The organism is Pseudoalteromonas sp. MMG006, from assembly GCF_018101025.1.
GTDB lineage: Bacteria > Pseudomonadota > Gammaproteobacteria > Enterobacterales > Alteromonadaceae > Pseudoalteromonas.
Genome location: NZ_JAGJEJ010000022.1, coordinates 9,280 through 34,579 on the forward strand (window position 1 = coordinate 9,280; position 25,300 = coordinate 34,579).

The following is a 25,300-nucleotide window of genomic DNA, read 5'->3' on the forward strand; positions in this document are numbered from 1 at the left end:
TTTACCATTCCGTTTCTATTTGTTTACTTATGGAGTGCTCTGTAGATTCGACTTCTTGCTCATACTCAATTAGCTTTAAAGAAAGTACCGAAGTATCAAGATTATCTAAGATACTGTTAAGTAAGGCCATATAACTTTCAACAAGATGCAGAATCGTACCTTCTTTAAACAAGTCGAGGTTGTAACACCAAATCAGTTCAATCTGTCCACTTTTTTCTGTTGCGGTCAATTCGAGATCAAACTTTATGTTCCCATTTTCTAAATTGTATGGATTCCAAACTACATTATCAATCTCTAATAATTGCTTTTCTGTGTTCTGTAGTGAAAATAAAACTTGGAAGACAGGATGATGACTCAGGCTGCGTGGTGCGTTTATTTCCTCAACAATTAATTCGAAAGGTACGTGTTGATTTTCAAACGCCGACAGAATGTCACCTTTATTCCGCGTTAGTAATTGAGTAAATGTCTCGTTTTGGTCGAACTCGGTTCTCAGTACTAAAGAATTAACAAAAAAACCAATCAAAGGCTCTAAAGCTGTATCATTTCGTCCCGCTACAGGCGTCCCCATTACTACTTCATTTTCATTACTGCAGCGTGATAGAAGCAAAGCGAAAGCTGTTTGCAAAAACATAAATAAAGTACATTCCTGCTCGGCACAAACCGCTTTAATCCTTGTTAACAACTCTGACGATATAGTGGCTACTTTACGTTCACCTTTAACGCCTAACTCCGCAGGTCTAGGGTAATCTAGCGGCAAGCTATGTAAGGCAGGAACATTATTTAACTGTTTTTTCCAGAATTTAAGTTCATCATCTCGAACCTTTCCTGCCATCCACTGATTTTGCCAATGAGAATAATCGGCATACTGCACTTCCAACGGAGCCAGTTCATCGTCTACACCTTGAGTTAAGTGCTTGTATATGTGATTGATTTCTCCAATTAGGATGCCCATAGACCAGCCATCTGCCACAATATGATGCAGATTGATCACGACTAAAGACTCCAACTCAGCAATCTTAATCAATAGAACTCTCCATAAAGAGTCATTAGCTAAATCAAATTCCTGAGTGACAACGTCATTGGTTAGCTGATGAATTGCATTATCTCTTGTTATTCCATTCAAATGCGACACATCTTCAACTCGCATTTCAAAATTGGATTGCTCTGAGATGACCTGATAAACATCCCCCTCTTGTTCCACGAAATTTGTGCGCAGAGCTTCGTGACGGCTCACTATTTTCGCAAACGTTTGCTGCAGTTTGGCTACATCTAATTCGCCTTCGAATTTCAGTGCGCTAGGCATATTGTAATGAGCGCTGTTGCCTTCTATTCGATCAATAAACCACAAACGTTTTTGGGCAAATGATGGGGCCATATAGACTTCGCGCTCTACCGGCGTTATCGGAGGCAGTAGCGAATCTTGAGTAATGTCTTGTAGACCCTGAGCAAACGACCTAATGGTGGCATTTTTAAACAATAATTTCAGCGGCACTTCAATGCCTAGTCGATTACGTACCTGGCTAATGACACGAATGGCCAACAAAGAGTGTCCACCTAAAGCAAAGAAGTCGTCATCTATCCCAATTGACCTTCGATCAAGAATTTCTTGCCAAATCTGACAAAGTAATTTTTCAGTTTCCGTTACCGCTTCACTTATTGAACTAGCTGGGGTGACTAAAGCAGTTATTCTAGGAAGTCGATCATTATCTACTTTACCGTTTAAAGTCACAGGTAATTCAGGCAATACAAAATAATGAACCGGTTGCATGAAGTTTGGTAACGCTTCAGCAAGTAGCGACTTACATCTGTTGATTAAATCTCCTGAAATGCTTTGCAGTTGAGGGTAATTTGTCAACCTTGTGACCTTGTAAGACTCTCTAGGTAAGATCTGGGGTTTGCCTATGCGGCTAACAATAAGATCTATACAAGTCTTATCTACCGACCATGTTGGATAACAAATATATCCCTGAGATTCAGCTTGACGTTTTAACGCATCCAATGGAGATACAGTGTCAGGTTTAGTTACACTAGAAAAGAATATCTCAGATGACTCACCAGGTGAGCATTGATACATCCTATTGATAAGCTGCTGTTCTCTGTACAACCTGTCATTTGGAATTCCCGACACGCCGAAAACATCGAGTTTGCTTCTTTCAAGCAAGCGCTCAGCTTCATATAAATTGTTGTATTCGAACCAAGTGTTTACTTTTTCTGAGATCTCACTTTCTGAGGTTTTATGTATAACTACATCATATCTGTAGCGAACCATTTCGGTATCACCAAACTCTGTCTTAATCTCAATATCAACGTGGGAAATGCTCTTATATTTTTCAGCTAACGCAGAAAAATAGGCTGGGCTGATAAGCAACTCTTCCTCAGCGTTTCGCAATAGTAATAATTGCCTTTGTAACTCATCAATGTTCCAGCCATTATCCAATGCTTTTAGCTCTGACACTGCCAATAGAAAATGTTCATGTAAATCTAAATTACGAACATCGCCAATAAAAATTTGACCTCCAGGACAAACGCTTGTAAGAAGCAGTTCAATAACTTTTTCAAGATAAGTTTGACTTGGGAAATACTGCACAACTGAATTTATCACTGCGGTATCGTAGTATTCAGCTTGAGTATTTTTTACCGACAATGCATCACCATGCTGCAGTTGAACGTTAGTTATTTCTCGCCGAGTTAACTCAGACTGTACCTGAGCAAGTACAGTCTTTGATATGTCTAGTGCTCTGACCTCTTTACATTGCGGAGCATAACGATACAGTAGCATGCCAGTCCCGCACCCAACCTCAAGCAGTCGCTCAGGCTTTAAAGCTGTGATTCTTGCTACTGTAGCTTCAACCCAAGCTTTCATTTCAGTTCGAGAAATTTGTTCATTGGTTAAGCTGCTTGTCCACCAACCAATATCCAAATCAATTTCTACTGGAACTTCGTGTTCATGCGCAGCATCAAACACAGCTTCCCAATCTCGACACCAGCCTTCTTCTGTGTCTATTGTGGAGCCCGTCATCACTTGATGCGAAGGTGTTACGTAAGCCACCAGTTGCTCACCACCGTTGTTCTGTTCATCAGGGCTGACTATGCGTACGTGAGCACCACTAATTGACTCATCAATTCTTAATAAAGTGTTCCGAATCTCCGCCAGCTCAATACGAACTCCACGTAGCTTAACCTGATCATCAACTCTGCCATGATATTCAAGATTGCCATCAAACAAACGGCGAACTTTGTCCCCCGTTCGATAATATCGCGTATTAATTTTTGTGACTGGGTGAGTAAGCCATACAAATTTGGCCTCTGTCTCAGCGACATTATTGATGTAACCTCTCGCCAATGGTGCGCCCCCGATATAAAGCTCACCAATTGCACCATCTGGACTTGGTCCCCCTTCTTCGCCCAAGAGCAGTACTTCAACATTTTGAATAGGCTTACCTATAGGTATAGTGCGATATTTGCTGAGTTCTGAGCATGGAAAACAAGTGATGCCAATAGCAGCTTCCGTAGGTCCATAAAAGTTGTCAACTTGAATCCATGGAGCTGCTTCAGCAAGCATCTCAACTGCACGGATGTCGAGAGTTTCACCACCACAGAAAATACGTTTTAAGCTTTTAGGGAATGTTGCTACCTCTTCAGTCAAATAAGCATTTAACATTGACGGTACAAAGTGGCAGATAGAAACTTCAGCTTGTGCCATCAAATTAGACAAATAAACCGGATCTCTATGGCCTCCAGGTTCTGCTACAACCAATTTAGCTCCATAACTTAAGGTCCAGAAAAACTCCCAAGCTGAAACATCAAAACTGTAAGGCGTTTTTTGTAACACAGTTTCATTGTTATCTAATTGATATTGCTGTTGCATCCAGTCTATGCGATTAAGCAAAGCTTTATGCTCAACCATTACTCCTTTCGGCGTACCAGTTGTACCTGAGGTGTAGATAACATAAACCAAATCATCAGGAGTTGAGTTCACTTGCTGTAAGTTCGTATCACATTGTTTATTTATTCCCTCTTGAGTTTCTTTATCGTCTAAATCAAGAAGCTGCATCCCGGCAATACCATCGCCGTGGAAAAGATCATGGTGCTTGATAAGGAGCAAAGGTTTCGCATCATACAAAATCGTATTAATTCGTTTTACTGGGTATTCTGGATCAATTGGCAAGTAAGCGGCACCAGATTTTAGTACAGCCAAAATAGCCACGACCATCTCTACAGAACGTTCCAAACATAGAGCAATCACACTGTCATTGGTTGCCCCGGCATTACGAAGTAGTCTAGCCAGTTGGTTGGCTTTTTTATTAACCTCGTCATAAGTATAAGTAATGTCCTCATAAACTAACGCGACGTTATCAGGAGCCTTTTCTACTTGTGTTTCAATTAATTGATGTATGCACGATTGAGGAGCCCACTTATTTTCTATCAAACTAAGTGGCGGTGCTGTTGGCTCGTCGGTCAGCATAAGTTTATAAACATTCAACTTAGGATCTCGGCATATTTCATTCGCCAATGTTTCAAATGCTTTTGCTAATCGAAAAATCGTATCTTGCGCGAACAACTCCTGATTAAAACACCAATTCAATTCAAGCTTGTCATCTTGCTCTACAACATTAAGAGCCATATCAAATCGACTGTAACGATTTGTCGCGTATTCAAGATCAATCTCAACATCTTTGAGTGCCAACTCTGGTAAGTCATTACTCTGTACTGCAAATGCAATCTGAAATAAAGGATGGTGGCTTAAACTTCTATTTGGGCTTAACTTTTCAACAAGTAAATCAAAAGGAAAGTGTTGATGATTAAATACATCAATATTTTCCAACTTGTTCTTGAGTAACAAAGATTCAAAGCTGTCTTTAGGATCTATCTTTGTACGCATTACTAGGCTATTTACGAAAAAGCCGATCAATGGCTCTAAACCTTCGTGATTTCGTCCTGCAACTGGCGAGCCTACAACCACATCATTGTCACCACTAAAACGAGAAAGCACCAGTGCAAATACACTGTGCAACAACATAAATGTCGTGACTTCGTAGCGACTGCATAAAATACTAAGCTTTGCCACAAGGTTTTGATCTAAAGACTGACAATATTGCTCTCCTGCAATCCCCTGTTTCATTGGTCTCGGGTAATCGAGTGGCAAATTGTGTAATAGCGGCATATTGTCAAGCTGCTTTAGCCAGAACTGGAGTTGTCGATCAAACAACTTCCCTTGTAACCATTCTTTTTGCCAATGAGAATAATCAGAATATTGCACCAATAACTCAGATAAGGGGCTCTCCTGACTTTGAATAAAAGCATTGTATAAAATGCCTAACTCTCTGATTAGTACTCCCATAGACCATCCATCAGAGGAAATGTGATGCATATTAAAGAGCAGCTTATAGGTATCCTCGCCAACTTTAGCCAAAGAGCTTCGCAACATATAGTCTTGACTCAAGTCGAATGCTGTATACTCATTTTCAGTAACTAACTTGGATAACTTGACACTCCTGAGCTCCTCGCTCAAATCAGTAAAATCATAGAAAGTCAGCGCAAAATTGTCTGCTTCCTGAATAACTTGTTTTGTACCAGTATCTGTATCTTTGATAACAGTTCTCAGCGCTTCATGACGACAAACAATCTCTTTAAATGCTCTTCCTAGGGCTGCTACATCAAGCTTGCCTTGTAACCGCAAGACTGCAGGCATATGGTAATGTGCACTGCCATCTTGCAAATTGTCGATAAACCAAAGGCGCTGTTGAGCATAAGACAGCGGAATTTCGTCTTTATTCTCTGAGATCACTAATTCTGGTAAAGAAGAAGCTTCAGGAGCGCTTAGTGCTATCGTTGATATACTGGATTGTTTAATTTGCTCAACAACAAGATTTTGATTAAGTAGCTCGAGCTCAATCAATTTCTCAGCAAACTGTTGCGATAATACCTGAGATAAGATTCTTATCGTTGGGTAATCAAATATCACTCTGGTATTTAAAGGAGTTGATAACAGCTCTTGGAGTTGATTGATAAAACGCATTGCCAATAAAGAGTTACCACCACTTTCGAAAAAGTTACTGTCAATGCTAACCTGATCAAGGCCTAACAATTGACAACAAGCAGAACAAAGCCATTGCTGTAACTTATTTTTCGGTGCTACATACTCTTCTGAGTCACCAGCAGTCATTTTTTTACTAGCAAGAAACTTTCTATTTAGCTTACCAGTGCTAGTAGTTGGAAACTCAGTAACAAAGTCAACTGTTCTAGGTACCATATAATGAGGCAAGTGCTCAGTAATATGATTCAACACCAATAGCTTCATTTTATTATCTTGCGGCGATTGCTCTTCTGCCTGCACAAATGCAGATAAGCTTTCTCCCACTGCACTCTTAACTACTACGGCCTTTGTTACAAGTGGTAACTGCTCTATACAATGCTCTATTTCGGTGAGTTCAACCCTGATGCCTCGGATCTTAATTTGTTCATCTTTACGACCTATAAACTGCAACTTACCGACAGCATCAAGTTTTACCATATCGCCCGTTTTGTAAAATCTGTTAGCCATTGAGTACCATGGTAGAGAAACAAATTTACAGGCTTGTTGTTCCGTTTGGTTGATGTAGCCATTCGTTAAAGCTCTACCACCTAGCAGTAATTCTCCTACCACTCCTTCAGGTACAGGTTGTAAATATTCGTCAACAACAAAGGTTTCTATGTGCTCAAATGCTTTACCTATGCAGTTATTAACCAATTTTTCCGAGCTAGACTTAATATCAAAAGTTGAAATAATGGTGTTTTCGGTTGGGCCGTAAAACTCAACTAACTCAGAGTTTGAAAAATACTGTTGCAAATCAGTGATAAGTTTTCTTGGAACTTCCTCTCCGCCGACAAATAAATATCGTAGGTTTTGGTATGGTCTATCTTGTCTTTGCTTGGTCGCTTGGAGCCACTCAGCCATCAAAGTAGGTACAGCATGCAAACAAGTTACATCTTGTGTGGCATCAATTAGATAATTTAAATCTGTTCTTTTTTGCCTATTAATCAATCGTGAAGTAGCACCAGAAATTAGCGGTATTATCTGTTCCAGTATTGCAATATCAAAGGCTGGTGATGCAATGTTCGCAATAATGTCAGAAGGCTTAATATCTAACGATTTCGTCACTGAAACCAAACAATTCAATAATTGCGACTGACTAATAGGAACACCTTTAGGCTGGCCGGTAGAGCCAGATGTATAAATAATATAAGCCGTTTCATGTAAGAGTTCTTGCGGAGGTAATAACGGCAGCTCATCAGACAAAGTAACATCATCACTAAAACATTCTGTTGGGGTCAATCGGATGATATTTTGCTCTGATAATTTGAGCGAAAAATGAGGCTCAGAAATCAAGAATGTTACTCCCGCATCTTGACTCATATACGCTAGTCGGTCTTGAGGGAAGTCTTGGTCTAAAGGTAAATAAGTAGCCCCTAATCTGAACAATGCCAACATCAAGATAGTGTTGTCCAATGCAGCTAAAACAGATACGCCAACAATTGCTCCTTTTCGGACACCTTTGCTGCTTAATTGAAGCGCCGTCTTTTGCACCTTATTATTTAGTTCAGCATAATTGAGCGTCTGTTCTTGGTAAGACAATGCAACTGCTGATGACTCTAGATTTGCATATTTAACAATGAAATAATCAATAGTTTTTGGCTGCTCGTCCACTCCATTGAAGTTATTTTGCTGTCGCGCCATAATACGGTCTTTTTGCTCACTCGGCAGTATATCAATCACACTTAGCGGCAAATTGGAGTTATTACCCACACTTTCTAACAACTGCAAAAAGGCTCCAGCAAAGCTGGCTATCGTAGCTTCAGTAAACAAGCTTGGGTCATAACCCCAAGCAAACTTGAAAGTTTCCGAGCTAGTGCTCACATTCAAAGACAAGTCAAACAGCGATTCATTACTAACAGGGGCCAACCTCTCCACATTAAGAGCTGGTAAACAAAAATCAACGGACTGCTCTTGTCTGACTGCAAACATTATCTGAAAGAGTGGATGTTTTCCTGCTATTCGGTTTGGATTAATATGATCAACCAGCTTTTCAAATGGCACATTTTGATGTTCAAACGCTTCAATTACGTTTTGCTTGTTGTGTTGGATAAAGTCCAAAAACCCAACCGATAAATCAATATTGTTTCTAATAACTAGGGTATTCACGAACATCCCTACCATAGCTTCCAATTTTGAATCTATGCGTCCGGATATTGGTGTCCCTATCACAATGTCGCTTTCGCCAGATATCCTAGCTATAAATAAGCTGAATAAGGATTGGAAAAATACAAACTCAGTTACGCCTAAGCTGTTCATCAATTTCTTTAAATTTACTGATGTCGGGCCTTCAACCGTAACAATAGTTTCTTTCGATATTAACTTATCCTTTGCACGGCAGACATTATCAACAGGCAGTGAATGTAGCTCTGGTAAGTCACCCAGTTTGTTTTCCCAGTAAGAGAGATCTAAATTAGAGCTTTCAACTAGGTTATTGTGCCAACTTGCATAATCAGAATAACAAACACTAAGGGGCTCAAATTCGGTAGCTTGCGCTTTGACTAAACCACCGTAAATTTGTTGTAACTCTTTGATCAATATATCAGTAGACCATTCATCGGTGATCACATGATGAAAGCTCAAAGTTAATACATGTAAATCTTCGCTTAGGGTAATAACTACCACATCAAAGAGTATATCTTCAGCCAAGTTATAGTGTTTGTGAGACAAGTCAGTTCTGATTGCATTAACTCGTAGCTGTTGTTCTGCGCTATCGAGTTTCTCTACACTAATTTCTTCATATGGCAGGTCAATTGTTTTGCTCACCTTGATATAAGGCAAGTCATCCTGTGTTATCAGGTTACTTCTCAATGGCTCGTGACGTTCTGTTATAACTGCCAATGAACGCTTTAACGCTTCTTTATCGAGTGTTCCTCTTAGTTGTAGAGCTTCAGTAATATTGTAACCAGATTTGGTTTCAGCAACTTTATCAGCTAACCAAAGTTTTCTTTGTCCATATGATGCAGGAGCCAGAGAAGTTTGGTCTTGTCGAACAACAAGAGGTACTGATCTGCCTTCGCTTTTTTGAGCTATCTCTTGCGCAGTGGTCTTTAGACTGTCACTCTCGAAAATAACATTGATAGGAATATCAATTTGCAGTAAGTCTTTTAGTTGGTTACACACTTTAATGGCTAATAACGAATGCCCGCCTAGTGTAAAGAAGTTGTCATTCAATCCTACCTTTTCAACACCCAACACATTTGACCACACCTTGCTCAAACATTGCTCAAGCTCACTCTCTGGCGCTACATACTCTCCTTCTTCTCCCTTCAATTCAGGCGCTGGTAGCTCAGATAATCTTAATTTGCCATTTTCATTACGCGGTAATTGAGCCATCATCACATAATGCGCTGGCAACATATACGTTGGTAACACCGATGATAATGACTGCCTTAACCTATCTTCTGCTCCCCTACTCGAACCTTCTTCCTCCAGCAAAGTCACATACGCCACCAATGTATTTCCTTGCCCTGATACATCTTGCGCTCTAACTACTGCTTCTTTTACCCCTGTGCACTCAAGTAGTTTCTCTTCTATCTCACCTAACTCAACACGATAACCTCGTATTTTAACCTGCTGGTCATTACGACCTACATATTCCAATGTCCCATCTGGCAACAACCGCACCAAATCGCCTGTTCGATAATAACGACTCTCACCTTGCCCTAAAAAGTCACAATTAATAAATCGCTCTTCTGTCAACTCGGGGCGGTGTAAGTACCCTCGACTCACACTTCCACCACCTAAGTACAACTCTCCCACTGAACCAGGTGTCGCTAAACGACCATTACCATCAACGACACAGCTTTGTACGTGCCTAAATGTTCTACCAATACAGTGCATCGACGATTGCATCTGCGTTTTATCGTGATACGTACTAATAATCGTATTCTCTGTCGGACCGTAAAATTCCACTAAGCGAACATCCGGAAAATACGCTCGCACATCCTGAACTAGGGTTTTCGGCACGGCCTCTCCCCCAACCAACAAACACCGCAACTGTGGATAATCGACTCTCTGTCGCTCTACCTCATTTAACCAAGCTCGCATCAAGCTTGGTACCGCATGCAACACACTCACCTGTTGCATCTCTCTAACCAGTTGTCCTACATCTCGAACTTCTGCACTGCTCTGCAATTGCACTGACCCTCCTGATAATAAAGGTAACAATTGCTCCAACAGCGAAATATCAAACCCACTCGATGCCAAATTCGTTAATCTATCTGTCGCTGACATCGATAACACATCTTCTACCGAACTCAGTACATTGCTCAACTGACCATGCTCTACCATCACTCCCTTAGGCTGCCCTGTTGAACCTGACGTATAAATGATATAAGCCAGACTCTCTGCTGTGAGTAACGGCCAATCCTTTTCTTCTAACACCCCCTGTGGCGCCATCACTGCCCGTTTTACCGTCTCTTCATCCAGACAAATCCCTCTTACTTCCAAAGGCAATCGTGCTAACAAACTGCTGTCCGTCAACACCGTCTTCACCCCAGCATCTTCAAGTTGATAATTCAGCCTACTATCTGGCGCACTTTCATCCAGCGGAACATAAACAAGGCCTGCCTTAAACAGCCCCAATATCACCACCACTGTGTCAAAGGAACGAGGTATAAATACACCTACCCTTTCCCCTACTGAAACCTCATGCTCCTCTCGTAGGTAAACCGCCAAACTCTTCGCTTGCTTATCCAACTCACTGTAGCTCAGCGAGTCGCCTCTATGCCAAAGCGCTACCGCATCCGGATTGCTTTGCACTTGCTCTGAAAATAAAGAGTAAACATCTGAAAACCCCGAAAGCTCCACTGGTAATAATGCGTCGTATCTCGCCGCTTGTTCACTCGGTGTTAACATCTCAACGTCAAACACATTCTCACTCGGGTAAGCCAACAACGACGCCAACAATTGCTTATAATGACCTGCCATTCGCGTTATCGTTGCCTCAGTAAACACATCCTTGCTGTATTCCCAATTTAGCCTTAGCCCTTGTTCGCTTTCCTCTACAACCAAAGTCAGGTCATATTTCGCTACATTCAACAAAGGCTCCAGTGTCGTCACTTCAACCTCTGGTAAAGACAGCTCTGCTGAATCATTATTTTGTAAGATCAACATCACCTGAAATAACGGACTGTGGCTTAAACTGCGCTCAGGCTGTAACAACTCTACCAGTTGCTCAAACGGCATTTGCTGGTGTTCATACGCATCCAGCAGCACACGACGGTTACGCTCCAGTAATGACACAAAATCAGGCTCTCCTGAAAGATCACTACGCAACACCAAAGTATTCACAAAAAAGCCAATGAGCTCTGCGACTTCCGATTGTTCACGATTGGCAACTGGACTGCCGACAACAATATCCAACTCCTGGCTGTAGCGACTTAACAACACACTAAATACGGTGTGCAGCCCCATAAACAGTGTGGCATCGTGACGACGACACAACGCCTGTAATGCGTCTCCTGTCGTGACATAAATCTGGTCTCGGTAACAACCTCCGTTGCTGCTTTGCTTTTTAGGGCGTGGGAAATCAAGCGCTAGGCCATGCTCTGTTGGTAGGTCAGAAAGCTGTTGTTGCCAATAGTTTTGGTGTCTTAACAGTACGTCTCCTTGCAACCAGTCACGTTGCCATTTCGCATAATCAGCGTACTGCAATGATAGGGCCGCTGCTTTATCCGTTCGTTCTGATTGAGCGTAAAAATGTCGGAATTCATCGACCAATATCTTCATCGACCAACCATCTGACGCTATGTGGTGCATGGTTACTTGCAGCACATACTCTTGAGCTGACAAGCGATATAAACGAGCTCGTATCATCAAGTCTGCTGACAAGTCAAAACTTCGCGCAGACTCTTCTGCCATAAGCACTTGTAAACGGAGTTCTTGCTCGTCCAAAGGCAAAGCACTTAAATCGCTCTGGCTTACTGAAAAGCGCTCACTGTCATGGCTGCGTTGCTTCACTTGGTCGCCTTCCGCGACAATATAAGTGCGCAGCACTTGATGACGCTCTACGATTTGTGTCAACGCATAATGAACTCCATCAACATCCAACTTACCTGATAACTTTAAGGCAGTAGCAATATTATATCTGTCGCCTACTTCATCCATTTGATCTAGCAGCCACAAACGTTGTTGAGCATAAGATAGAGGCGCTTCTTGTTGCTGGTCTTCTCTTGGCTCTATTTTGACAATCTGCTCACTTTTCTTATTGATCAACTCAATAATTGCGCTTTTATTTTGTTTTATAAATTGCTTTGCTTCTTCATCAAGTGCGTGAAGATTTCCCGAAAGGCGAAGCTTATTTTCTGCAACCTGAAGTTTGATCCCCAACTCTGCAATACAAAGCAATCTTTCCCTAATATCTATAATTCCCATACTTCTTCATCTTCACTATCTAATTCAACGTTTGTTAGAAGACTGCTGTGCAACGTCTTCTCTTGTTCTATATATTTGCCAAGCTTTGTAATAGTTTGCTGTGATATTACTTCTTTTAAGCTCAAACTAAGATTGAAGTAATGATTCACTTTGGCCACTACACGAGTAGCCAATAACGAGTGCCCACCTAAGTCAAAGAAGTTATCGTCACAGCTAATTTTTTGTGTGCTGAGTACATCGCACCAAATCTCATGCAAGGTCTTTTCAATCTCTGATGTTGGTTGAATAACAACTTTATTGTTGGCAATAACTTCAGGAGTAGGCAGTCGTTTTGTGTCAACTTTGCCATTGGTAGTTAATGGTAAGTGCTCTACTTTGATCAGTAAGTCTGGCACCATAAATCCAGGCAGAACTTGTTCAAGATGTTGTGTCAACAGAACGCTATCTATATGTTCGGAATGCGCGACAAAATAGGCAACAATTCTAGTTCCAGCGTTAGTCGATTCACTTTGTAATACAAAACTATTTATAACCCCTGGCACTTTTGCCAGTTGCGACTCAATTTCTCCCGCCTCTATCCTATAACCATTTCGATTCAGTTGAGTATCCTTTCTGCCCAAGAACTGTAATTCACCATTCGGTAACCATTTCACCAAATCTCCAGTTCGATAAAGTAGGTTATTTTCTGTGTCGAACCGCTCTGTTACGGAAGCAGGAGGGGTAATAAACTTTTCATTAGTCAACACTGCTCTATTTAAGTACCCATGAGCTAAACCATGGCCACCAATATACAGTTCACCTGTTGCCCCCAATGGTATTAATTCTTGATCTTGATTTAAGACATATAATTGGGTATTTCGAATCGGCTTACCTATGGCAATTTCTGAGACTTGTTCAGTTAATTCTTTAATTTCATGAATACAACATCCAACTGTTGTTTCAGTAGGCCCATATTCATTAATCACTCTTGCCATAGGGCAAATATTTTTTAGCTCTCTGACCGTGGCTGAATTTAACTTATCACCACCCACAACAAATACGTGCTGCGATACCACTGAAGGGAAACCAAACTGCCGTGAGTACAAATCATTAACCACACTAAGATGTGCTGGCGTTAGCTTAAAAACTTTAGGAGTCGCTTCACTTATCTCAGAGCATAAGGCTTCAAATAGTCCCTGTTGAGGCAACAATTGGCAGGTTGAACCACTACACAAAGGAGCAAATATTGAAGTGATAGTGGCATCAAAAGCCAAGGAACCAGATACAACAGCCTTTTCACAGTTGCTATAGTAATTTTGAGCTGCAAATTCTGTATAGTTTTGCAGTCCCCGCCAAGGAACAACAACACCTTTAGGTTTACCAGTGGAGCCAGAAGTAAACAAGATATAGGCTGGTTGGTAGAAAAACTCTTCGTTATTATCATTATCAAATTGCTCAACACTTGGCTCAACCTGCTGTAATGGCAGATTTGTATAGTCAAAAGTCACAACCTTGTATTGATAATCAGAGAATAAACTTAGCAAGTCAGTCCCAGTGATAATGCATTTTAAATCTGCGTCTTCAACAATGTAATTTAATCTGGTGGTTGGCGAATCTGGATCTAATGGAACAAAGCTTGCTCCTGATAATATAATTGCCCAAATTGATGTTAGCCCTTCTATCGAAGGTACATAACATAGACCAACACGGTCGCCTTTACCGCAACGACCTTCAGTTTTTAATCTGGCAGATAACTGAATAGCCAGGCTGTAGAGTTGTTGATACGTAAGCTGCAAATCTCCACTTTGTACAGCTATTTTTTCTCCATTGCGCCGCACTTGATCCAAAAATTGCAGTACCAAATTATCGGAGCTAAATTTAACTTTTTCCCCTTCAGCCCAAGAGTGCTGTAAAAGCAGCTCTTGAGAAGAGAGAAGTCCCAAATTAGCAACTGGACGACAAATATCTCGATGCAAGGCGTCACTAATAAATATAAGTGATTCAGTCAGATAAGACACAAAGAGCTCTACATTATATTCACTGTCTATTTGTACTTCGACTGAAAATAGCTCACCCAAGTCATCCACATTAACGTTTACCGGGTAATTTGTTCTATCAACAGAGTGAATAAACTCTAGGTAATTGGTAGTACCTGATAATGCACTATCTTGTGTCGAAGAGTGACGATAGTTCATTAAACATGTGAACAGTGGCTGGCCTGACTCAATCCCACTTAACTTTTGTATTTCAGCAAGTGAAGTTTGTTCAAAAGCGACAAGCTCTCTCAAAAAGTCATTGGTTTCGGTAAGTAATCCTAGTACATCTTGATCTCTGAGATTAATTCTAATAGGTAGCGTATTTATCAATACGCCCATAATATTTTCTACGCCTTTTAGACCAGAAAGTCGACCAGACTGTACCGTTCCAAATACAACATCGTCAGATTGACAAAGCTTGCTAATCACCAAAGCGAATGCGCTGTGAAACAATGTTGCGGGGCTCATCATTAACAAAGCTGAAGCTTTTCTAATACTTTGACTTAACGATTCAGTTAATTTTACTCGTGTCACTTTAGACTCAAGATCATCCCAGTTAACTTGAGTCATATCATAAGGCATTGACGCTATTGAAAAATCCACAAAATTTTCTTTAAAAAAGTACTCTGCCAGTCTCTTTTGGGAGTGGTTGTGGCTATGAGTTATAAAGTCACTAAACTGGGTCGGCTGAACCAATGTCAATTTTGCATTGGCTAATAGTGCATTAATTTCCGAACGAAGAATTTCCAGCCCTATGTGATCTGAAATTAAGTGATGCATGTTAATTAAAACAAAATCACCTTCTTCGGTTTCACATGTAAATAGTTCCAACAGCGGTGCTTGGCTAAGCTCTTTAAGACAACTCTGTTTGTTACACTTCGCTTTTAATTGGCTAATTGGACTACCATGCCCCGTCAGAGATATGCTTACAGGTTTTATCTTTGCCTCTCGCAAGACAATTTGCTTTGGAGAGTCTAATCCTTGCCATATAAATACAGTTCTCAGGGCATCATGACGTTGGATAACTTGATTTAATACATTGACAAACTGGGGCAATCTTACATTTCTATCCAGTTTAAAAAGTGCAGGGATCACATACATATCCTCTTGTGGATTTAACAAGTGATGATAAAGAATGCCTTCTTGAATAGAACTTAGAGGAAGAATTGTTTCTATTTGTTCTGTTTCGCATCCGATTTTATCTGCTATAGACTTGACTTCCTCTTCATTTAAATTAACCGGAGCAATTTGTTTTTCGTCTACCGAAACAGACTTATCACTCAATATCTTGTGCTTTGGTTTGATAAGACCTTTGCTACTAGTGTCGATTTTTTGTGCTAAGCCACTTAACGTTTCAGCACCAAAAAACTCTGCTACAGATACCTCTACGCCTAATTCTTTTAACGCCGAGATGGCTTCTACAACTAATAACGAATGCCCGCCTAGTGTAAAGAAGTTGTCATTCAATCCTACCTTTTCAACACCCAACACATTTGACCACACCTTGCTCAAACATTGCTCAAGCTCACTCTCTGGCGCTACATACTCTCCTTCTTCTCCCTTCAATTCAGGCGCTGGTAGCTCAGATAATCTTAATTTGCCATTTTCATTACGCGGTAATTGAGCCATCATCACATAATGCGCTGGCAACATATACGTTGGTAACACCGATGATAATGACTGCCTTAACCTATCTTCTGCTCCCCTACTCGAACCTTCTTCCTCCAGCAAAGTCACATACGCCACCAATGTATTTCCTTGCCCTGATACATCTTGCGCTCTAACTACTGCTTCTTTTACCCCTGTGCACTCAAGTAGTTTCTCTTCTATCTCACCTAACTCAACACGATAACCTCGTATTTTAACCTGCTGGTCATTACGACCTACATATTCCAATGTCCCATCTGGCAACAACCGCACCAAATCGCCTGTTCGATAATAACGACTCTCACCTTGCCCTAAAAAGTCACAATTAATAAATCGCTCTTCTGTCAACTCGGGGCGGTGTAAGTACCCTCGACTCACACTTCCACCACCTAAGTACAACTCTCCCACTGAACCAGGTGTCGCTAAACGACCATTACCATCAACGACACAGCTTTGTACGTGCCTAAATGTTCTACCAATACAGTGCATCGACGATTGCATCTGCGTTTTATCGTGATACGTACTAATAATCGTATTCTCTGTCGGACCGTAAAATTCCACTAAGCGAACATCCGGAAAATACGCTCGCACATCCTGAACTAGGGTTTTCGGCACGGCCTCTCCCCCAACCAACAAACACCGCAACTGTGGATAATCGACTCTCTGTCGCTCTACCTCATTTAACCAAGCTCGCATCAAGCTTGGTACCGCATGCAACACACTCACCTGTTGCATCTCTCTAACCAGTTGTCCTACATCTCGAACTTCTGCACTGCTCTGCAATTGCACTGACCCTCCTGATAATAAAGGTAACAATTGCTCCAACAGCGAAATATCAAACCCACTCGATGCCAAATTCGTTAATCTATCTGTCGCTGACATCGATAACACATCTTCTACCGAACTCAGTACATTGCTCAACTGACCATGCTCTACCATCACTCCCTTAGGCTGCCCTGTTGAACCTGACGTATAAATGATATAAGCCAGACTCTCTGCTGTGAGTAACGGCCAATCCTTTTCTTCTAACACCCCCTGTGGCGCCATCACTGCCCGTTTTACCGTCTCTTCATCCAGACAAATCCCTCTTACTTCCAAAGGCAATCGTGCTAACAAACTGCTGTCCGTCAACACCGTCTTCACCCCAGCATCTTCAAGTTGATAATTCAGCCTACTATCTGGCGCACTTTCATCCAGCGGAACATAAACAAGGCCTGCCTTAAACAGCCCCAATATCACCACCACTGTGTCAAAGGAACGAGGTATAAATACACCTACCCTTTCCCCTACTGAAACCTCATGCTCCTCTCGTAGGTAAACCGCCAAACTCTTCGCTTGCTTATCCAACTCACTGTAGCTCAGCGAGTCGCCTCTATGCCAAAGCGCTACCGCATCCGGATTGCTTTGCACTTGCTCTGAAAATAAAGAGTAAACATCTGAAAACCCCGAAAGCTCCACTGGTAATAATGCGTCGTATCTCGCCGCTTGTTCACTCGGTGTTAACATCTCAACGTCAAACACATTCTCACTCGGGTAAGCCAACAACGACGCCAACAATTGCTTATAATGACCTGCCATTCGCGTTATCGTTGCCTCAGTAAACACATCCTTGCTGTATTCCCAATTTAGCCTTAGCCCTTGTTCGCTTTCCTCTACAACCAAAGTCAGGTCATATTTCGCTACATTCAACAAAGGCTCCAGTGTCGTCACTTCAACCTCTGGTAAAGACAGCTCTGCTGAATCATTATTTTGTAAGATCAACATCACCTGAAATAACGGACTGTGGCTTAAACTGCGCTCAGGCTGTAACAACTCTACCAGTTGCTCAAACGGCATTTGCTGGTGTTCATACGCATCCAGCAGCACACGACGGTTACGCTCCAGTAATGACACAAAATCAGGCTCTCCTGAAAGATCACTACGCAACACCAAAGTATTCACAAAAAAGCCAATGAGCTCTGCGACTTCCGATTGTTCACGATTGGCAACTGGACTGCCGACAACAATATCCAACTCCTGGCTGTAGCGACTTAACAACACACTAAATACGGTGTGCAGCCCCATAAACAGTGTGGCATCGTGACGACGACACAACGCCTGTAATGCGTCTCCTGTCGTGACATAAATCTGGTCTCGGTAACAACCTCCGTTGCTGCTTTGCTTTTTAGGGCGTGGGAAATCAAGCGCTAGGCCATGCTCTGTTGGTAGGTCAGAAAGCTGTTGTTGCCAATAGTTTTGGTGTCTTAACAGTACGTCTCCTTGCAACCAGTCACGTTGCCATTTCGCATAATCAGCGTACTGCAATGATAGGGCCGCTGCTTTATCCGTTCGTTCTGATTGAGCGTAAAAATGTCGGAATTCATCGACCAATATCTTCATCGACCAACCATCTGACGCTATGTGGTGCATGGTTACTTGCAGCACATACTCTTGAGCTGACAAGCGATATAAACGAGCTCGTATCATCAAGTCTGCTGACAAGTCAAAACTTCGCGCAGACTCTTCTGCCATAAGCACTTGTAAACGGAGTTCTTGCTCGTCCAAAGGCAAAGCACTTAAATCGCTCTGGCTTACTGAAAAGCGCTCACTGTCATGGCTGCGTTGCTTCACTTGGTCGCCTTCCGCGACAATATAAGTGCGCAGCACTTGATGACGCTCTACGATTTGTGTCAACGCATAATGAACTCCATCAACATCCAACTTACCTGATAACTTTAAGGCAGTAGCAATATTATATCTGTCGCCTACTTCATCCATTTGATCTAGCAGCCACAAACGTTGTTGAGCATAAGATAGAGGCGCTTCTTGCTGCTGGTCTTCTCTTGGCTCTATTTTGTTTAATATACTGAAAGCAGAAGAAGATATTCGTTGAGCCAAACTTCTAACACTTCTCGTCTCAAGAATGTCTCTAATTGAAACCTCTTTTTTGATTCGCTTTTCGAGCAGCCCCGCAGCCTTCATGGCATCTAAAGAACTTCCCCCCATGGAGAAAAAGTTGTCAGATGCCCCTACCTGACTAACCTTAAGAACATCCGCCCACACCGTGCAAATTTCATCTTCAATCTGATTATCAGGTACAACATATTCATTGCGTATCAAAGTGAAGTTTCTATTTTCTAAGAGCGCTTCTTGATCGACTTTTCCATTTACATTAAGTGGTAGTTGAGAAAGAAAAACAAAATGTCTAGGGATCATATACTCAGGTAAATGAACACTAAGAGCGTCCAGCCAAACCTGTAACAAAGAGTTTTGTTCTTCTTCGCTACAATGACATACAACATAAGCAACCAATACTTTTTCTTCTTGAGTTTCTAGCGAAGACGAAAGTAAAACAACACTGTCTTCTATTTCAGGCAAACGTAATAATTGCTCTACCACTTCTGAAGGTTCGATTCTGTAACCTCTAAGATTAATCTGGCTATCGACACGGTTAATAAACTCAAGCTCCTGTTCACCATTAACTCGGACCAGATCTCCAGTGCGGTACCATCGATTGCAACCGTAAGCATTCCAAGGGAGTTCAATGAATTTTTCTTCAGTTAATTGAGGCTGTCCTAAATACCCTCTAGATAAACCCACACCACTAATAAACAACTCACCTGATATGCCCTGTGGTTGTGGTTGAAGATGAGAGTTCAATACTAGAAGTGAAGTATTCGCCACTGGTTTTCCAATACTAGGATTATTCGAATACTCACCTTTTGTTAGCTCTTTAAAGGTGGTACAAACCGTCGCTTCGGTTGGCCCATAAGCATTATAAATACTCAAATTAGAGAATTTGCTGGCGTATTGTAAAAATGTAGAGTTAGGCTTTTCTCCAGCAAGTGTAAGCACTGAAAGTTGGTTTAACGCATCATCCGATAAAAGTGGAGCAAGACTCGGTGGCAAAGTAGTACAAGTTATTCCATGCTCTAAAATAAATGTTCCCAATGCCTTAGGATCTTTGGTCAGATTTGGTTCAATAACGTAGAGAGTAGCTCCCTGAGTAAGAGTTGTAGCCCACTCCGAAACAGCTGCATCAAAAGAAATTGCTGCAAACTGCAATACTCGACTAGAAAGCCTGTTCTTAAACATAGGATGTTGTGCAACTACCAAATTAGACAAGCTAAGGTGCTCAATCGCTACACCTTTTGGAGTTCCTGTTGTGCCAGAGGTATAAATAACGTAAGCCAGGTTGTGTTGTGTAAATGACTCAATTTCAGGGGTAATATCAGCGCATTTGTTAATATCGTGAACCACTTTAGGGCAATCTAAATGTATCAATTCTTTATTACCAAAGAAGTCCAGAGATAACGAATTGACTGTAGTTCGCTGGATTAATATATGCTTGGCACAAGCATCATCCAAAATATGTTTAAGTCGATTTGATGGCGATGAGATATCAATAGGTAAAAACGCTGCACCAGATTTTAATATGGCCAAAATTGATACTATCATTTCAGTTGAACGAGGGAGAAAAACTGCGACAATATCCTGAGACACAACTCCTCTATCGATAAGGTAGTTAGCCAATTTATTAACCTGAGTGTTTAGCTCAGAATAACTCAAGACGCTACCATTAAAATAAATAGCTGGGTGGTCGGGAGTTTGCTGAGCCTGTTCACTAATTAAAGTATGGATAGCTTTGTATTGCTCATGAGGCGGGTGCGGTTTTAACTCTCCTTTTAGCATAACACTTTCAGCTCTAGCTATTGGCAACTGCCAAACATTGTCATGCTTACCATCAACTATCCCTTGCAATAACAATTGGTAAGATTTCGTCAGTTGATCGATAAACTCAGTACTGAAAAGATTGCTATCAAATCGCCAAACAAGCTCAATCTCCTTAGTAGTACTAACTTTTGTCGCAGTAGAGCTCTCAAAAGCGTGAAGTTCCAATTCAAACTTCAATAAATTGTGTGAAATAGCCTGTTCAGAAACTTCCAGTCCATTGAGTTTAAATTGTTCAGTTTTTTGCTGAAAAGTGAAAAATAATTGAAATAGCGGATGTTGCTCAATGCTATGTCGTTTCGACGTAGCTCTTACTATTTCTTCAAATGGCAAAGTTCCGTGCTGAATTGCATCTTTAATAGACGATGAATTACGTAACAATAAAGTTGAAAAGTCATCATCCTGACGTACTTGAGTGCGAATCGGGAGACTATTGGCAAACAAACCGACGACATCATGTAACTCTGCAGGTCTATTGCTAACAGGTGTTCCTATGACAATGTCACTTTCATTGCTTAATCTACAAACCAATAATGCAAAAGTAGTCTCTAACAAGGAAAATAGCGTTACGCTATGCTGTTTACTTAGTTCCTTCAGCGATTTAGTTAAACGATGATTTAAACTTGTTGTCAGTTGCTCTGGGGCAACATTTCTTAGGGTAGCTCGCTCCGGTTGCAAAACTGGTAATGCGTGCTGCTCTCCAGCTCCGGTTAAATAGTTCTGCCAAAATAGAGTACATGCCCCCGCCTCCTCCCGCTGACACCATTGTCTTTGCCAAGCTGCAAAGTCAATATACTGTAAAGTCTGTTTTTCTAACCAATTATCATTTGCTCCACCACTGTTATAGCTATCGCAGAATTGTTGCAATAACAAGTCGTTAGACCAACCATCAGAAGCAATATGATGAACTTTAAACAAAGCAACTGATGTTGTTTCATCCAATAAATACAAGCTAGCCCTAATCGGTAACTGTTTTTGTAAATTAAATGCTTGGTTAGCTTCTTCATACAGTAGTGTTGACAAGCGTCGTTGCTGCTCACCAAAGGAAGTATTGCGTAAATCTACGACATCAAATACCTCTGAACGATATCCCTCACAAGCCAGATAATAAGCACCATTTATTTCAGTAATTGTACTGCTTAATACTTGGTGTTTTTCTACTAGCTGTTTCAGTGTAGATTGGAACAATTCAATATTAACCAAACCGCGTAATCGCACACAGTTAACCATGTTGTAATTAGCGCTATTACTATTCGAAGTTTGTAAGATAAAAAGTGATTGCTGAGCAAAAGATAAGCGCTGAGGCGTTGTTCTAGAAACTAATTCAATCGGCTGTCGGTTGGGTCGCGATGCTAGTTTCGCTGCTGCGAAGCTATAAGACTCAATAGTGGCATGTTTAAAAACAAGTGAACCGGGAACATTAAGTCCAAAACGACTGTTTATCTCTACTGCTAACTTTGCAGCAAGCAAGGAGTCGCCTCCGAGTTCAAAAAAGTTATCTAGGATACCTATCTGCTCTTTTTGAAGCAGTTCAGCCCATAATCTACACAACTTACTTTGCAATTCAGTTTTTGGCTCTGTGTAAGCTTCTTTGCTAACACTGATTGTCACTAAATTTGCCAACTCTTTTCGATTCAGTTTGTTATTTGCCGTCAGTGGCATTTCTTTGAGTACAATAACATTTTTGGGGATCATGTAAGTAGGTAAACTTAATGTCAGCTGTTCTCGTACAAGCTCAGGAATCTCACTAGGTTCCAAATCCGATAATTGAGAATTTTCAACAGTAACAAAACCAATCAAGCTCTTTTGACCAGATGTTGCATATTCAACGATAATGGCTGCACTTCTGACAAAATTTAGTTTCAACAGCGCATTTTCAACTTCTTCTGTTTCTATGCGGTGGCCTCGGATCTTAACTTGACTATCGTTCCTGCCAATGAACTCCAGCTGTCCCCTGTGAGTTACCCTTACCATGTCACCTGTTCGGTATACTCTTTCAACTTCATTAGAAGCAGAAGAAAAAGTTATAAAACTCTCTTCGCTGGCCTGTTTATTACCAACATATCCTTCCGCAAGGCCAGTTCCACCAAGTAACAATTCTCCGACACAACCTACGGGTTGCAACTCCAGTTTCTCGTTAACGACAAATTGGCGATAGCCTGGCAGTAATCCCTCTATCCTTACATTGTCTTGCTCAGGTGCAAGATGTGTCATGTGAGACCAAATAGTCGCTTCTGTTGGGCCGTAACAATGCACCACCCCTTGACCACAAATACGCCTAATTTGTGCGGCTAGCTCTGCTCTGAGTTGTTCACCACCACAAACAGATAATAACCGCTGACTTCCTGTCCAAGTGCTATTACAGATAACTTCCCAACCTGTCGGCGTTGCTTGTAACACTTCAATTTGATTCTCATCAATGTATTCAGTCAGAGCATTAGCATCCTTTGCCATTTCACTGGCAAGCATGTGTACCGTGCCACCTGAAAGCAGAGGCAAGAAAATTTCGAGCATGGCAATGTCAAACGAAATCGTAGTTAACGCCAACCAATTTTTAGTTGCATAACTCGCCAAAACTGAGTGTGATGCTTGTATGAAGTGATAAAAAGCTTGATTACTTATTTCAACGCCTTTAGGTTTCCCAGTCGAGCCAGACGTATAAGTGATATAAGCTAAATTTCGTTCTGAATAGTGTTCATTAGATACAACATTTGCTGTCGATTGGTTTGAAATATCATTTTCTGTGGCATAGTCGTCGATGACTAACAATGGCATTTCAGTTTTGGCAAATCGTTTTTGCTGCTTTCGAGTAGTCAGTATCGCTCTCGCTCCTGCATTACTCAGCATATAACGAACTCTTTCTTCCGGAAGCTCTGGATCTATAGGGATGTAGCAGTAATTCGCTTTTAACGCAGCTAGAAGAGCTATAACTAATTGATTGCTTCGTTCAATGCATATTCCAACTTTGTAATTCCCTAAACCATACAACTGCAACATTAAATTCGATAGCTGATTTGCAGCCAAATTTAACGCTTTGTAAGATATCTCCTGTGAATGTGCTACAACTGCTATTTTATCTGGCTCTTGCCTAGCTTGCTGTTCAAAAAGTTCAACAACTGTGGAGTCTTCGCCTACACTACCATTTGATTCGTTAATTTGGTTTAATAACTGTAATTCAGCCTCAGGAAGTTTTTGCAATTCAGCAATAGCACGACTTGGAGATGCCAACAACTGCTTCCAAAAATGTTCAAATCTCTGTATCAATAATGCAATTTCTTGGTCGCAGAAATAAGATTGGTTATAATCAAATTTAATTTCAACGTTAGGCTCATCACCATATTCCCAAACCGTTATATTTAGGGGCGTTGGGTCATTATCGTTAGTTAAATAAACTAGGTCAGTTTTGTGCTCAAAGTGTTGCTGCGACTCTAGCTTTAAATAGTTAATAATCACATCAAACGGCGAATCATCGTTACCTGCTTCACCAACATCACGTAACAAATGTCCGAAAGGATACCTTTGATGACGGAATTGCTTCTTTTGTTTAATTAGCACTTTTTCTGTTACATCGGCAAAACTGTCTTTTTCATCGAAATTTATCGCTAAAGGTGCAATGCTCAAAAAAGTACTCAACATAGATTTTTGTGCTGGAGTTTTTCGATTGTGAATAGGTACGCCAAAGACGAGAGCTCTGCGATCGTACACCCTAGAAAAAAAACAGAAAAAAGCCGCAATATAGTGATGTGCGATACTGACATTTAAGTTTTTTGCAAGTGTCACTATTTGACAGTGTCTTTCATGACTAACTGGCAGGATATTGCTTCCTAGTACCTCACGCTCCTGTTTGTGTTGTTCATAGTTCTTCGGTAAAAACTTAACATCTTGCCAGTTTAAATTAGCAGCCCAATACGCTTTATCTTTTTCGTAGCGACTACTGTCTAAATACTTTTGCTCTTCATCAATGACATCTGCCAGAGTGTAATCTGCTGAAGTAGGCACCTCACCATCGTATATTTCATTGAGACGCGTCACCCAGTTAGATACCCCCCACCCATCTAAAGCCAAGTGATGGGCAAAGCCGACATACCAATACCTCTCATCACTTAGTTTCACCAGATGAGCGGTGACAAGTTGTACATTTTCATATTCAAAAGGAACTAACTGCTTACTTCTGATCCAAGCTAATACTTCTTTTTCAGGGTCATGGTGAAAAGAAAAGTCCCACAGAGGAAGACTGTCATTACGATCTTTGGTAACAGACGTATATACTCCATCCTCATCAGTTTGAATACGCAACCCAAACACTTCTTCAGATTCAACAAGCGATTTCTGTGCAGACCTAAGTTTGTCAATATCAACAGATAAAAGGTCTAAATATCCTCCTACATTATATTGCGAACTTTGAGGGTGTTTCTGGAGATCAAAATAAATGTCTTGCTGGGCAAGTGTCAGTCCAACTCTTTTCAACGTCTATGCC

The 25,300-nt window shown here is 41.1% G+C and carries 2 protein-coding genes; both read right to left on the reverse strand.

The features are described 5' to 3' along the window. Position 1 precedes the first annotated feature (1 nt). Entirely contained in the window at positions 2 to 12,451 is a 12,450-nt protein-coding gene (locus J8L73_RS16645) for a non-ribosomal peptide synthetase (RefSeq protein ID WP_211018765.1), read from the reverse strand. Then, positions 12,439 to 25,290 (reverse strand): non-ribosomal peptide synthetase, encoded by a 12,852-nt coding sequence (locus J8L73_RS16650; protein WP_211018766.1) that lies wholly within the window; start codon positions 25,288 to 25,290, stop codon positions 12,439 to 12,441. The genes J8L73_RS16645 and J8L73_RS16650 overlap by 13 nt, the downstream gene beginning before the upstream one ends. Positions 25,291 to 25,300 lie beyond the last annotated feature (10 nt).

Excerpts from the sequence above, each read along its gene's own strand:
- J8L73_RS16645 (WP_211018765.1), bottom strand. The coding sequence starts at position 12,451 with ATGGGAATTATAGATATTAGGGAAAGATTGCTTTGTATTGCAGAGTTG.